The sequence below is a fragment of the Pseudoxanthomonas sp. PXM02 genome (assembly GCF_014851805.1).
Lineage (GTDB): Bacteria > Pseudomonadota > Gammaproteobacteria > Xanthomonadales > Xanthomonadaceae > Pseudoxanthomonas_A.
This window is the reverse complement of sequence record NZ_JACVAK010000001.1, coordinates 807,179-821,689: the sequence shown is the minus strand read 5'-3', so window position 1 is coordinate 821,689 and position 14,511 is coordinate 807,179. Positions and strand designations below refer to the sequence as shown.

Below are 14,511 nucleotides of genomic sequence, written 5' to 3'. Positions count from 1 at the left end.
GGTGCGGGCTGTCCTGCCGCCCCATGCCAGCGCGACAGTTGAGGTGTGCACGGAAGCACGCCGCACTGCAAGGAAGCCCCGCGATCGCGGGGCTTTTTTTGTGCGGTAACGGCGGGCCCGCTGCAAGGGCGCCGAACGCGAGAAGTTTCCTTTCCCTGGTTGCGCCTGCGTCGGCCGCTGTTCGCCGTCCGTGCGCGTGCGCGTCCGCTTTCCGCAGAGCCGACTTCCATGCATGACCCGACTGATCCCGTGCACGACGAGCTGATCGCCGACGATGCCGTCGTCCCTTACGAGCGTCGCGACCCCACCTCCGCAGACGATCCCGTGGCCCTGCGCTCCGGCCTGTCGCGCGCGCAGCTGGACACCCTCGACACGATGGAAAGCTTCCAGTGGCGGTTGGGCTTCGTGCGCTGGCCGGTGTTCAAGGCGCCCATTCCGGTGCTGTTCAATCGCGACGGCAGCCGCTATGTGGTGATCCGCGAAGACGGCAGCATCGACGAACACCCCGCGTTGCAACTGCGCGACTGAGCGCACGCCACGGACTAACCGCGGGGACCGCTTGCGCGGTCGCGATTCCGGCACACGCCTTGCATGTCTCCTCACGACCCTTAATGAAGACGGCGCCTGGCCGTTATCGATAACAGGTGTCGCTCGTCATCGCTGGAGTTCCCCCCATGTACCGCAATACCGCCCGTGCCGCCGTCATCACCGGACCCTGGCCGTCTCCCGCGCCGGCCAAGGCCGCTGCGCCGGAACGCCGCAAGGCGCCTCCCGCACAGGATCCCGGATCCCTGCGCGTCGGCCTGACGCCGGCGCAGCTGATGACGCTGGAAGCACTGGAAATCTTCCACTGGCGCCTGGCCTTCGTGCGTCGCCCGCTGTTCCAGGCGCCCATCCCGGTGCTGTTCGACCGCGAAGACACGCGCTACGTGGTGATCGAAGAAGACGGCACCCTCAACGAACAACCCACGCTGCAGCTGCGCGTCTGATCCGCTGCGACGGCTCCACATCGCTGAACCGAACCTAGATATCCCAAATCCGTCCTCACGTTTTGTTCCTGTCGGCCGATACAGGGTGTAACCCTGCGCGCGCCGGTGGCGTGCGTGTTCTTCCACGCCATCAGGAGCCCCCACCCGGATGACGGATCCGCAACGCCCCCGTGACCTCCCCGAGCCGGACACCGCCGGCACCGCCCCCCGCACGCCCGAGCGCCGCAAAGGCGCCCCGACGATGGACGACGCCGCGCTGCTGGCCGGCCTCACGCCGGAACAGCAGGCCACCGTGCAGACCATGGAAGCGTTCCACTGGCGCCTGAAGTTCGTGCGCCGCCCATTGTTCAAGACCCCGATCCCCGTGCTGTTCAACCGCGAAGGCGACCGCTTCGTAGTGGTCAACGAAGACGGCACGATCGATGAGAATCCGACGCTGAAGCTTCGCGACTGACGCGCGCACCGCGCGACATTCCGACGACATCCCCCCGCCATCATCGCCGCGCACACGCCATTCCGCGTGCTGCCGCGGCGCGTCGATGCGTGCCGTGGAACCGGAGTCCGAGGAATCCCTTCCCCATGAAGCGCGGTCGCATCGCCCTTGTCCTGGCCGTCGCCGTTGTCGCGGTCGTCCTGCTTGCTGCCGGTATCGGCCGCGACGATGCCGCGGCCGCGCCGGCCGAACCCACGCCGGTGCTGTCGGTCAGCCTGACCCGGCCGCGCGTGGAAACCCTGCCGGTGCGGGTGCCGGCGAGCGGCAGCATCGTCGCGTGGCAGGAAGCCAGCATCGGCGCCGACACCGAAGCACTGCGCCTGACCGAGGTCCGCGTCAACGTCGGCGATGACGTGCGTCGTGGCCAGGTGCTGGCGACGTTCGATCCCGCACTGGTCGAGGCCGATGCGGCCGAAGCCGCCGCGGCCGTCGCCGTCGCGCAGGCCGAATCGCTGGAAGCCGCGGGCAACGCGCGGCGTGCGGAAGCGCTCGACGGATCCGGCGCGATGTCCCGGCAGCAGATCGAGCAATACCTCGCCGCCGCAGCGGTCGCACGGGCGCGACTGGATGCGGCGCGCGCGACCGAACAACGCCAGCGCAAGCGCCTGGCCCAGACACGCGTGCTCGCGCCCAGCGATGGCGTCATCACCGCGCGCAGCGCCACCGTGGGTGCGGTGGTGCCGGCGGGGCAGGAGCTGTTCCGCATGATCAAGGACGGCCGGCTGGAATGGCGCGCTGCCGTCGCCGTCGCCGATCTCGATGCGCTCGCGCCCGGCCAGGACGTGCGGCTGCAGGTGCCCGGACACGGCGAGGTGCGCGGCACGCTGCGCATGGTCGCGCCCGACATCGACACGCAGACGCGCAGCGGCCTGGTCTACGTCGACCTGCCGCGCAGCGATGCGCTTCGCGCCGGCGCCTTCGTCACCGGCCATGTCGACGTGCGCGAAGCCGACACGCTGACGCTGCCCTTGGGCGCCGTGCTGCTGCGCGATGGCTTCCACTACGTGATGCGTGTCGGTCCGGCCTCGGAGGTCGTCGCGAAGAAGGTCGTGGTGGGCCGCCGCACCGGCGACCGCATCGAGATCGCTTCCGGCCTGGCCGCCACGGACGCGGTGATCGCCGCCGGCCTCGGCTTCCTCAACGAGGGCGACACCGTGCGCGTGGTCGAGGCCGCGCGTGAACGCGCCGAGGTGCGCGTCTCCGCTGTCGCGCGCTCGAATGCCGAAGCGCTGGCGCGGAGCGCCCCGTGAACCTCAACGTCTCCACCTGGTCCATCCGCAATCCGGTCGCCACCACGCTGCTCTTCATCCTGCTGACGCTGGCCGGCGTCGGCGGCTTCCTCGCGATGAAGGTGCAGAACTTCCCCGACATCGACTTCCCGGTCATCACCGTGACCGCGGTGTTGCCGGGCGCTTCGCCCGCGCAGCTGGAGAACGACGTCGCGCGCAAGATCGAGGACTCGCTGGCCAACGTGCAGGGCCTCAAGCACATCGTCAGCACGCTCACCGATGGTGTCGCCACGATCACCGCCGAGTTCCAGGTCGGCACGCCGGTGCAGCAGGCGATGGACGACGTGCGCGACGCCGTCTCCGCCACCCGTGCCAACCTGCCCGCGGACCTGGAAGATCCGATCATCAAGAAGCGCGAACTCGCTGCCGCGCCCGTACTGACCTATACCGTGTCCTCGGCCACGCGCGACGACGAGGCGCTGTCGTGGTTCGTCGACAGCCAGGTCAGCAAGAAGCTGCTGGCCGTGCCCGGCGTGGGGGCGGTATCGCGCGTCGGCGGTGTCGACCGCGAGGTGCGCGTCGAACTCGATCCGGTCCGCCTGCTGGCATTCAACACCACGGCAGCCGATCTCTCGCGGCAGCTGCGCGAGCTGCAGCAGGAAGCCTCCGGCGGCCGCGTCGATGTCGGCGGCACCGAGCAGTCGGTGCGCACCATCGCCACCGTCGAAGCCGCGCAGGACATCGCGCGCCTGGACGTGTCGCTCAGCGACGGCCGGCGGCTGCGCATGGACCAGGTGGCGAACGTCACCGACACCGTCGCCGAGCCGCGTTCGATGGCACTGATGGATGGCCGGCCGGTGGTCGCCTTCGACGTGCTGCGCTCGCGCGGTGCCGGTGAACTCGACGTGGCCGAGGCTTCGCGCGCGGTGATCGATGACCTGCGCGCCGCGCATCCGGAGATCGTCTTCGCCGAAGCCGTCGACCACGTGACGCCCATCGCCGAGAACTACCACGGCTCGATGATGCTGCTGTACGAAGGTGCGGCGCTGGCCGTGCTGGTGGTGTTCTGCTTCCTGCGCGACGGCCGCGCCACGCTGATCGCGGCGGTGGCGCTGCCGCTGTCGGCCATCCCGACGTTCGCGGTGATGCACCTGATGGGCTTCAGCCTCAACACGGTGTCGCTGCTGTCGCTGTCGCTGGTGGTCGGCGTGCTGGTGGACGACGCCATCGTCGAGATCGAGAACATCGAGCGCCACCTGCTGATGGGCAAGACGCCGCTGCGTGCGGCGACCGAGGCGGCCGACGAAATCGGGCTGGCGGTGGTGGCCACCACGTTCACGCTGATCGCGGTGTTCCTGCCCACCTCGCTGATGGGCGGGGAAGTGGGCATGTACTTCGTGCAGTTCGGCTGGACCGCGGCGGTGGCGGTGTTCTTCTCGCTGGTGGTCGCGCGCATGCTGACGCCGACGATGGCGGCGTACCTGCTGAAGGCGCCGAAGAAGGTTCACGCGCCGCCGCGCTGGCTGGCGCGCTACCTGCAACTGGCGGACGCCTGCCTGCGGCATCGCACGGCGACGATCGGTGCCGCCGCGTTGCTGGTGGTGTGCGGACTCGGCGTCGCGGCGCTGCTGCCCGGCGAGTTCATTCCAGCCGACGACGGCAACCAGGCGCAGGTGACGCTGACCCTGCCGCCCGGCAGCACGCTGCAGGACACGCGTGCGCTGGCCGAACGCGCCCGCACGCTGATCGCGGCGCAACCCCAGGTGGTGTCCGTCTATACCGCGATCGGCGCGAGCACCGGCGGCGGTGAACCGGGCGAGGATGCGCAGCCCGGCACCGTCACCACCGCCACGATCACCGCCAACCTCGCGCCGCGCAGCGAGCGCGACCTGACGCGGCAGCAGATCGAGAGTCGCCTGCGCGACGAGCTTGCACAGCTGCCCGGCGCCCGCATCCGCGTGGGCGGTGGTGACGACGAAGGCTACGAACTGGTGCTGGCGTCGGAAGACGGCGCGGCCCTCGCGCGCCATGCCGCGGTGGTGGAACGCGAACTGCGCGGCATCCCCGGTGTCGGCGCGGTCACTTCGTCCGCCAGCCTGGTACGTCCGGAACTGGTGGTGCGGCCGGATTTCGCGCGCGCCGCCGACCTGGGCGTCACGTCGTCCGCCATCGCCGAAACCCTGCGCATCGCCACCGCCGGCGACTACCGCCAGGACCTGGCCAAGTTGAACCTCAGCGAGCGGCAGGTGCCGGTGGTGGTGCGATTGGCCGACCGCGGCCGCGACGACCTCGACACGCTGCGCCGCCTGCCGGTGCCCGGCGCGCGCGGACCGGTGCCGCTGGAAAGCGTGGCCGACCTGCAACTGCTGACCGGTCCGTCGGAACTGACGCGCTACGACCGCATGCGCAACGTCGAGTTCGCGGTCGAGCTCGGCGGACAGCCGCTGGGCGATGTCGAAGCCGCCGCCGACAAACTGCCCAGCCTGCGCAACCTGCCGCGCGGCGTGGTCCATGCCGCCACCGGCGAGGCCGAAGTGATGGGCGAACTGGTGGTCGGCTTCGCCGTCGCGATGATGGCCGGCATCTTCTGCGTCTACGCCGTGCTGGTGCTGCTGCTGAAGGACTTCGCGCAGCCGATGACCGTGCTGGTGGCGCTGGTGCTGGCCATTCCGGGCGCGTTCCTGGCGCTGTTCCTCACCGGCGCCTCGCTGTCGATGCCGTCGATGATCGGACTGATCATGCTGATGGGCATCACCACCAAGAACTCCATCCTGCTGGTGGACTACATCGTCATCGCGCGCCGCGACCATGGCATGGACCGCGCGAGCGCCATCATCGATGCCTGCCGCAAGCGCGCCCGCCCCATCGTCATGACCACGCTCGCGATGGGCGCCGGCATGTTGCCGGTCGCGCTGGGCATCGGGGCCGATCCCAGTTTCCGCGCGCCCATGGCGATCGTCGTCATCGGCGGGCTGCTCACTTCCACCGTGCTGTGCCTGCTGGTCGTGCCGGTGGTCTACAGCCTGGTCGACGACGTCATCGGCCGCGTGCGCACGGCCGTCGCCGCGCGCCGCAGTCCGGACGCGGCGGCGGTGGAGGCGGGCGCATGAACACGATGGACAAGGAGCACATCGTTGCAGGTCCTTCTTGCGCGGCGGGGGTCAGGCAAGCGCCCCCGTCCGCGCCTTTTTCTTCCCGGGGTCGCCGATGAACTTCAGCACCCTCGCGCTGGCCGCGGTCGGTCTCTACGCGGCCGCGTCCATCGCCTATGTCTACCGCTGGCGCGGACGGCTGCGCTACGCCGGCTTCGGCGAATACCTGCGCAAGAGCTGGCCGGTCTTTGCGCCGTTCAACTGCCTGCTGTACCTGGCCACGCACCGGTCCGCGCGGCAGCCGGTGATCGACAGCCGCTATCTCGACGGCATCTCCATCCTGCGCGCGCACTGGCCACGCATCCGTGCCGAGGCGCTGGCGCTGTATGCCAGCGGCGCGCTGGACGCGACCGCCCAGCCGGGTTCGGTGGGCTACCACGACCTCGGCTTCCGCACCTTCTACAAGCGCGGATGGCGCAAGTTCTACCTGCGCTGGTACGACACGCCGCATCGCTCGGCGCAACGGCTGTGCCCGGAAACGCTGTGGCTGCTGGCGCAGGTGCCCGGCATCCGCGCGGCGATGTTCTCGGTGCTGCCGCCGGGCGCGGAGCTGACCCTGCATGCGGATCCGCTGGCGTGTTCGTTCCGCTACCACCTGGGTCTGGTCACGCCGAACGACGATGCCTGCTTCATCAACGTCGACGGCCAGGCGCTGTCGTGGCGCGACGGCCAGGATTTCGTCTTCGACGAAACCTATCCGCACTTCGCACGCAACGACACCGACACGCTGCGGCTGATCCTGATGTGCGATGTCGAGCGGCCGATGAACCCGTTCGGTCGCGCGTTCAATCGTCTCTATTCGCAGCTGGCGCGCGCGCTGGCCGTGCCCAATACCGACGAGGACCGGCGCGGTCCGCTGACTGCCGTGTTCGCCACCGTCGCGCCATGGCGCACGCGGGCGCTGACACTGAAGGCGCAGCATCGCGGCGTGTACGTGGTGCTGAAATATTCGTTGAATACGGCGCTGCTTTTGCTCGCCTTCCTGCCCGTTTACGCCGTGCTACAGTGGATCGAGCGCGCGGGCATCGCGGCGATGTACTGAACCATGCGCGACCGGTCGCCGTTCTTTCCGTCCGCATTTTCCGAGGCGCACGTGCCATGAGCAGGGATTCCCTGTCGATCCTGATCATCGAGGACAACGCGCAGCTCGCGGCCAACCTCTACGACTACCTGGAAGGTTGCGGCCACAGTCTCGATGCCGCGCCCGACGGCCTGTCGGGCCTGCACCTGGCCTCGTCGAAGGACTACGACGCCATCGTGCTGGACTGGAACCTGCCGCGCCTGGACGGCCTGACCGTGCTGCGCCGCCTGCGTGGCGAGGCGAAGAAGAAGGTGCCGGTGATCATGCTGACCGCGCGCGACCAGCTCAACGACAAGATCGACGGTTTCGAGTCCGGGCTGGACGACTATCTGGTCAAGCCGGTGGCGCTGCCCGAGATCGAAGTGCGCCTGCGCGCGCTGGTCGCACGCCTGCGCCAGTCGGCCGCGCCGGACGATGTGCTGGCCGTCGGCGACCTGCAGTTCCACATGGGCACCATGGAGATCCAGCGCGGCACGCGCCGCATCGTGCTGACGCGTACCGGGCGCCGCCTGCTGGAGCTGCTGATGCGCGAAAGCCCGCAGGTGGTGTCGCGCGCGAAGCTGGAACGCGCGGCGTGGGGCGACGAAGTGCCCGGCACCGATCTGTTGCGCTCGCACATGTATGTGCTGCGCCGTGCGCTGGAACAGGCGCCGGAAACCACGCTGCTGCATACCGTGCCCGGCATCGGCTACCGGTTGTGCGTGCTTGAATAGGGTGCTCGCCATGATCTTCAAGCCGCGCGGCGTGCACGGTGGCATCACTGTGGCGCTGGTCGTGTTCGGGCTGATCATGATGACCTCGCTGACGTTCCAGAACTTCAGCAGCCAGGGCCTGATCGAGCACCGCTACTGGGCCGATCTGTTGCGAGAGGTGTCGGACGAACACGCTGCGCTGGTGCGCACGGGCGATGCGCTGCCGCAGGATGGGCTGGTGCGCTCGTGGTACATCGCGCCCGGCGCGGCGACCTCGGCGCCGGACTACCTGGCCGACCTGCCGCCGGGCGAGTACTCCACCGAGAACGGCTTCCGCAATTTCACTGAACTCGAAGGCTTCGAGGGTCACGGCAGTTTCCATGCGGTGGTCGTCGACCTGCCACCGGGCCGCCTGGTCACCGCGCTCGACATCGGGCCGATCGAGGACCAGCAGAACCGCACCTCGTGGTGGAGCCTGGTGTGGGCGTTGTCGTTCGCGCTGATGATCTGGGCGGTGATCGCCTGGCTGCACGCCAACCTGGTGCGGCCGGTCCGCGACCTGGCCGACCGCATGCAGGCCATCGATCCGCGCGACAGCACGGCACGGCTGCCGACCACTTACCTGCGTGAGGAAATCCAGGTCATCGCGCAGGCCAGCAACGTGCATTTGGAGCGGGTGGGCCAGTTCATCGAGCGCGAGCGTAGCCTGCTCGACCAGGCCAGCCACGAGTTCCGCACACCCATCGCGGTGATCGCGGGCGCGGTCGACGTGCTCAAGCAGATGCCGCTGCCCGATACGTCGCAGCCGGCGCTGGCGCGCATCGAACACGCGGTCGAAGGTCTGTCCGAAACCATGGTGGCGCTGCTGTACCTGGCGCGCGAACCCGAGGCGGGCAGCGAGCCTGCCGAGGTCACCGCGCTGCACGAATGCCTGCCACGCATCGTCGAAGACCACGAGCACCTGCTGGCCGGGCGCGGCGCGCAGCTGCGCGTGGGCGAGTTGCCGCCCACGTACCTGGCGGCACCGGAAGCGATGGTGCGCATCGCGGTCAGCAACCTGATCCGCAATGCCATCGAAAACACCGAAGCCGGCTATGTGGAAGTGACGCTGTCGCAGGGGGTCATCGCCGTCGTCGATTCCGGCAGCGGCTTCAATCCGGTGGAGGCCGCACGGCGCTACCGCGAGAGCCTGCGCAGGGCCGCGCCCACGCGCGGGCAGGGGCTGGGCCTGTTCCTGATCGGCCGCATCTGCGAGCGCTTCGGCTGGCGCCTCGCCATCGATGCCGGCACCGTCGCCGGCACGCGCGCGCACCTGGACGTGTCGGCCAGCGTCATCCCGCTGTAGGGAAGCGCCGAGCATTTCTCAGTTCGTCATTCCCGCGAAGGCGGGAACCCAGCGCCTTTCTCTTTTGCGCGGCGTGAAGTCGCTGGGTCCCCGCCTGCGCGGGGATGACGGGTTCACGAGGTCTTGCTTGGTGCTGTCTGCCGACAGGATCCGTTCAGCGCGTCGTCGCCACGCACGACATTGCAGCGACATCGCCTCGCCATTCTGGCCTCGACGTTCGCACCCCGCGCTTTCGTGCGCAGGGCCCCCTCGCGAACGCCCCACCCACCCCTGACGAGGTCCTGCATCCCATGAAAAAGCTCCTGTTGTCCGTGCTGCTGTCCGGCATGTCGTCCGTCGCGTTCGCCCAGGCCGGCGATGGCGACGGTCCTCCCGAAGGCGGCCCGCCGCGCTGGAGCGTGGGGCTGGGCGCGATGATCAAGAACGGCCAGTACGCGGGCGAGGGCTCGGACGTGATGCCGATCCCGCTGGTGACGTACAACGGCGAGCGGTTCTTCTTCCAGGGCATCACCGCCGGCTGGAAGTTCATCGACAACGATGCGTTCGAGCTGGCCGCGATCGGCAAGTTCCGGTTCGACGGGTTCGACGTGAAGGACCTGGGCCGCGCCGAGCTGGCGCGCAACGGCATCGACTACCGTCTGCTGGAAGACCGCGACAAGGGCTTCGACGTGGGCATGGCGGCGAAGTGGAAGGGCCGCGGTGGTGAACTGGACGTCGAGCTGCTGGCCGACGCCACGGGCACCAGCGAGGGCCAGGAGCTGTCGCTGCAGTACGGCTATCCGTTCCAGATCGGCAAGGGCCAGCTGACGCCGCAGGTGGGCGTGACCTGGCAGTCGGATGACCTGGCCAACTACTACTACGGCACGCTGAAGGAGGAGGTGGCGCGCGGGGTGGTGAACTACAAGCCGGATTCGGTGACGGTGCCGCACATCGGTTTCAGCTATTTCCGCCCGATCGGCGAGAAGTGGTCGATCATGAGCTTCGCCAAGTACAGCCGCCTGCCGGACGAGCTGTCCGACAGCCCGCTGCTGGAGCGCGACACCGACAGCAACGCCTCGATCTTCATCGGGCTGTCGCGGGGGTTCTGAGGCGCAATGCGCGCCAGCGGCATGCAAGACCTGCGTTTCCCTCTCCCCGCGCAGCGGGGAGAGGGTGCCGAAGGTGGATGAGGGGCGCTGTGATGCAACCCCGCTTCGTGCGCGGAACCAAGGTCAGGCTGGTCATTCGGGGGTGGGTCTCGCCCACCCCGGCGGGTATCATCATGGGCGACCGCGGCGCTACATACTGGCGTCGCTGGAACTTGATGTGGGGCTGAACCGGGGCCCCATCCTTTGATTGGGGATACCGAATGCCGTGGCTGGAGTGGCACAAACGCGATGACGACTTGAAGGCCACGGCGAAGACGCCGTACCGCCTGCTTCAACCGATCCAGTCCCTGTCCTACGGCGATGAAGGCGCGCCGAACATGCTGATCCAGGGCGACAATCTGGAAGCCTTGAAGGCGCTCCTGCCGTACTACGCGGGGCAGGTGAAATGTATTTTCATCGACCCGCCGTACAACACGAAAAGCGCATTCGAGCATTACGACGACAATCTGGAACATGCCCAGTGGCTGTCCATGATGTATCCGCGCATGGTGCTGCTGCGCGAACTGTTGAGCGAGGACGGCTCCATTTGGATCACGTTGGACGATAACGAAGCACATTACTTCAAAGTAATGTGCGATGAAATTTTCGGTCGCGGAAACTTCATCGCTAACGTGTTGTGGCAGAAGGTGTTCTCACCGAAAAACTCGGCTCGCCATTTTTCCGTCGATCATGATCATATTTTTGTTTACGCGAAGAACGCTGAAGTATGGCGTCCAAACCATCTAGAACGTTCGGCGAAGCAAGCCGCTACCTACAAGAATCCCGACGACGATCCGCGTGGGTCATGGACTTCTGGCGATCTATCGGCGCGAAACTTCTACGGCGCTGGCACGTATCCAATAACGACACCATCGGGACGGACCATCAGCGGACCGCCCAACGGAATGTATTGGCGAGTTTCGCGCGAGAAGTTCGACGAGATGGATAGGGATGGCCGGATTTGGTGGGGCGCGAACGGCAGCAACACCCCTCGAATCAAGCGATTCCTCTCCGAAGTCAAGCAAGGCGTTGTGCCGCAGACCATGTGGATGAACGCCGACGTGGGGAACACGCAGGAAGCGAAGAAGGAAGTGGTCGCGCTGTTCGGCAGCGAGAACTTCATGACGCCGAAGCCAGAGCGGCTAATGGCCAGGGTGATTGAGATCGCTTCACAACCCGGCGACCTGGTTCTCGACAGTTTTCTCGGGTCCGGCACCACTGCGGCAGTCGCGCACAAGACGGGCCGGCGATGGATCGGTATCGAAATGGGTGAGCAGGCACGCACCCATTGTCAGCCGCGTCTAGTGAAAGTGATCGACGGCGAACAGGGTGGCGTGTCGAAGTCGCTCGACTGGCAAGGCGGTGGCGGTTTTCGCTTCTACCAACTAGGCCCGAAGGTATTCGACGACCAGGGCTGTATCAATCCCGAAATCAAGTTCGAGCAACTGGCAGCCCATATCTGGTTCGCAGAGACCGGCGCCGCGCGAAGCACGCGCGCCATGAAGTCGCCGCTGCTGGGCGTCCACAACGGCACCGCTTACTACCTGCTCTATAACGGCATTCTGGGCGACAAGACGCTCTCGGGCGGCAACATGCTGTCCATGAAGGTGCTGGCGGGTCTGCCGGAACACGACGGCCCGATGGTGATCTACGGCGAAGGCACGAACATGACCAACGACCGCCTGCGGTCGTTGGGGATCAAGTTCAAGAAGACCCCCAACGACATCCGGGCGAGGTGATTCAGTGGACTTGAAGGACTACCAGGAAAAATCCCTCGTGCGGCTGGCTGACTTCCTGCGCGCTGCGCGCATGGACGGCATTGCCGAGGCGTTCGCCGCTAATGCCCACCCGGATCCCAAGTCCATGCTGGTGCCGGAGTACCGCACCCTACGCGACAAGGACAACGCGGAACTATCGAGCCTGCGTGGCGTGCCGTATGTGGCGATCCGCATTCCCACTGGCGGCGGCAAAACCCTGATGGGCGCGCATTTCATCCGCTGCGCGGCGGACAACTGGCTGGAGCGCGACCGCCCGCTGGTGGTATGGCTGGTGCCCAGCCGCACGATCAAACAGCAGACCCTGGACGCGTTCAAGAATCGTCGTCACCCCTACCGCCTCGAACTCGATGCCGCATTCGGTGACCAGGTGTCGGTGCTGGACAGCGACGACATCGAGCAATTGACGCCGCAGGAACTGGCCACGCGCACCTGTATCGTCGTTGCCACGATGGCGGCTGCGCGCGTCCACGACATTGATATCCGCGATTTCTACGCGCACAAGGAGGCGCTGGAACCGCACTTCATCGCACTGCCGAAAGACGCGCCGCTGTCGGAGCTAGAACAGGCGGAGGACGGCACCGGGCCGCGCTTCTCGTTCGCCAACCTGCTACGCCTCCACCGTCCGCTGGTCATCACCGACGAGGCGCACAACGCGACTAGCGACCTGTCCGGCGTCGTGTACGAACGGCTGGTTCCCAGTGCCATCATCGAACTGACCGCCACGCCGGACATGACCACTAGCAATGTACTGGTGCGCGTCTCTGCCTCGCAGTTGTTCGCCGAGCAAATGATCAAATTGCCGGTGCTGCTGGAAGAACACCTGGACGGCTGGGACGTGGCTCTGCGCCATGCGCTACTGCGCCGGCAAGAACTGGAAGAAATCGCCAAGAAGGAACCCGACTACATTCGCCCGATCCTGCTGATCCAGGCCGAGCACAAGGGTGGAGAGGCCACGGTCGACACCATTTACGAGCACCTAACGGGCGAAGATGGCGAACGGATCGACAAGGACTGGGTGAAGATTGCCACGGGCGACCAGCGCGAGTTAGATGGGGTCGACCTGTTCGCGGAAAGCTGCCCCGTGCGCGTCATCATCACGATGGAAGCGCTAAAAGAGGGTTGGGACTGTTCATTTGCCTATGTTCTGTGCTCGGTGTCTGGCACGAAGTCCGCGACTGACATCGAACAGTTGCTGGGCCGCGTGCTGCGTATGCCCTACGCGCGCACTCGCGACCAAGCGGCACTTAACAAGGCTTATGCACATGTCGTATCGCCATATTTTGGCGCGAAGGCCGTCGAGTTCACCGAACACCTGGAAGGCATGGGTTTCTCGCGGTTGGAAGCCGCTCAAAGCGTCCCTGTCCAGCCACCGTTGATCCCTGGCGGTGGCGAGCACCCGGCGCTCAAAGTCGAAACGCTTCGCCTGACCACCAGCAAAAAGCCGGACCTGGCCAATGTGCCGGCAGGCGACCTGCGCAACATCACGATCAAGCCCGTCGAGGAAGAGGGTAAGTTCGAGGTGGAGATCAAAGGCGCGATCCAGCCGGAGAGCGTCGAGGCCATTGCCAAAGTGTTCACCGGCAAGGCTAAGGAACAGGCGCGGACTGCGCTCGAACAGCACAACACGCGCGCCAAGTTGCGCGAGACGCCCGCGCAGAAGGGTGTGAAGTTCGAAGTGCCGCAGTTGTCGATCAAGTTCGGCGACCGTGTGGTTCCGGTCGAGAACGACCTGCTGGTGGAGGACGGATTCTGGAATCCAGCGGATGCCGCAGGAGCGCTAGACACGCTGACCTTCGACACGCGCACGCAGACCTGGGAAATCGACATCGGCGAGAAGGCGGTGAAGATGAACATGATCCAGGAGCCGCAGGCCGAGTATCTATCCGGCCTGACTGGCGACTGGAGAGAAGCGGACCTGCTGGTATGGCTGGAAGGCAAAGTCGTCCAGAACGATGTACGCCACGAAGCGATGATCGAATGGATCGCGCAGGCCATCGCACCGTTGAAGCACAAGGGGTACAGCCTGGGCCAACTGGTGCGCGGACGATTCATCGTCGCGCGCCGCTTGCTGGGCCTGCTGGACGAGGCCAAGACCAAGCGCGGCAACCAGGCGCACCAGCGCCTGTTCGCGTTGGAAGAAGTCGTGGTCGATCCGTCGGTGGTGTTCAAGTTCTCGAGCCTGGCCTATCCCATGCGGTCGCCATGTCCGGCACCGATGGAGTGGCCGAAGCACTACTACGAGGTGCCAGGCGACCTGCCATTCCAGCGCAAGGATGGCACTCTTGCTGAAGAGTTCCGGTGCGCGACCGCCATCGAAAGGAATGCCGACGTGGAGGTGTGGGTGCGTAATCTGGCACACCCGACGCAGTTCCGATTCCCGACCGCGACTGGCTCCACCTATCCTGACTTCATTGCGAAGTTGAAGGACGGGCGCATTCTCGTGATCGAGTACAAGGGCGACGATCGCTACGATCATCCGAAGAATGCAGCCAAGCGGGCGGTGGGTGAGCTGTGGGCACGCAAGTATCAGAACGGCCTTTACCTCATGCCCCGAGACAAGGACGAGGTGGGTCGCGACATAGACCAGCAGATTGCGGCTGCCATCGCTGCTGGCCGATAGGAGAA

11 protein-coding genes are annotated in these 14,511 nt (G+C 66.4%); all 11 read left to right on the top strand.

Features of this window, described 5'->3' with window-relative positions:
- Positions 1 to 228 precede the first annotated feature (228 nt).
- On the top strand, positions 229 to 528 hold the full coding sequence (locus tag IB225_RS03915; protein ID WP_192310907.1) for a hypothetical protein: 300 nt from the start codon (positions 229 to 231) through the stop codon (positions 526 to 528).
- Positions 529 to 674: 146 nt separating this feature from the next.
- Positions 675 to 989 carry a hypothetical protein gene (locus tag IB225_RS03910; RefSeq protein WP_225583253.1) on the top strand — a complete coding sequence of 105 codons (315 nt, stop codon included), beginning with the start codon at positions 675 to 677 and terminating at the stop codon, positions 987 to 989.
- 148 nt (positions 990 to 1,137) lie between these two features.
- Entirely contained in the window at positions 1,138 to 1,443 is a 306-nt protein-coding gene (locus tag IB225_RS03905; protein ID WP_225583252.1) for a hypothetical protein, read from the top strand.
- 125 nt (positions 1,444 to 1,568) lie between these two features.
- Positions 1,569 to 2,732 carry an efflux RND transporter periplasmic adaptor subunit gene (locus tag IB225_RS03900; RefSeq protein ID WP_192309898.1) on the top strand — a complete coding sequence of 388 codons (1,164 nt, stop codon included), beginning with the start codon at positions 1,569 to 1,571 and terminating at the stop codon, positions 2,730 to 2,732.
- Positions 2,729 to 5,821: an efflux RND transporter permease subunit gene (locus IB225_RS03895; RefSeq protein WP_192309897.1), complete on the top strand. Its 3,093-nt coding sequence runs from the start codon at positions 2,729 to 2,731 to the stop codon at positions 5,819 to 5,821. Before IB225_RS03900 ends, IB225_RS03895 begins: the two co-directional genes overlap by 4 nt.
- Before the next feature lie 97 nt (positions 5,822 to 5,918).
- Positions 5,919 to 6,905, top strand: a complete 987-nt coding sequence (locus tag IB225_RS03890; RefSeq protein WP_192309895.1) for an aspartyl/asparaginyl beta-hydroxylase domain-containing protein — start codon at positions 5,919 to 5,921, stop codon at positions 6,903 to 6,905.
- Positions 6,906 to 6,976: 71 nt separating this feature from the next.
- Positions 6,977 to 7,657, top strand: coding sequence for a response regulator transcription factor (locus IB225_RS03885; protein ID WP_225583511.1), 681 nt, complete (start codon positions 6,977 to 6,979; stop codon positions 7,655 to 7,657).
- Between the two features lie 10 nt (positions 7,658 to 7,667).
- Positions 7,668 to 8,981 (top strand): HAMP domain-containing sensor histidine kinase, encoded by a 1,314-nt coding sequence (locus IB225_RS03880; RefSeq protein ID WP_192309891.1) that lies wholly within the window; start codon positions 7,668 to 7,670, stop codon positions 8,979 to 8,981.
- A gap of 290 nt (positions 8,982 to 9,271) precedes the next feature.
- The gene (locus IB225_RS03875) at positions 9,272 to 10,069 is read left to right on the top strand and encodes a MipA/OmpV family protein (RefSeq protein ID WP_192309890.1); all 798 of its coding nucleotides are present in this window, start codon (positions 9,272 to 9,274) and stop codon (positions 10,067 to 10,069) included.
- A gap of 260 nt (positions 10,070 to 10,329) precedes the next feature.
- Complete coding sequence (locus tag IB225_RS03870; RefSeq protein WP_192309889.1) at positions 10,330 to 11,847, top strand: site-specific DNA-methyltransferase; 1,518 nt, start codon at positions 10,330 to 10,332, stop codon at positions 11,845 to 11,847.
- A 10-nt stretch (positions 11,848 to 11,857) separates the two neighbouring features.
- Entirely contained in the window at positions 11,858 to 14,506 is a 2,649-nt protein-coding gene (locus IB225_RS03865) for a DEAD/DEAH box helicase family protein (protein WP_192309887.1), read from the top strand.
- Positions 14,507 to 14,511 lie beyond the last annotated feature (5 nt).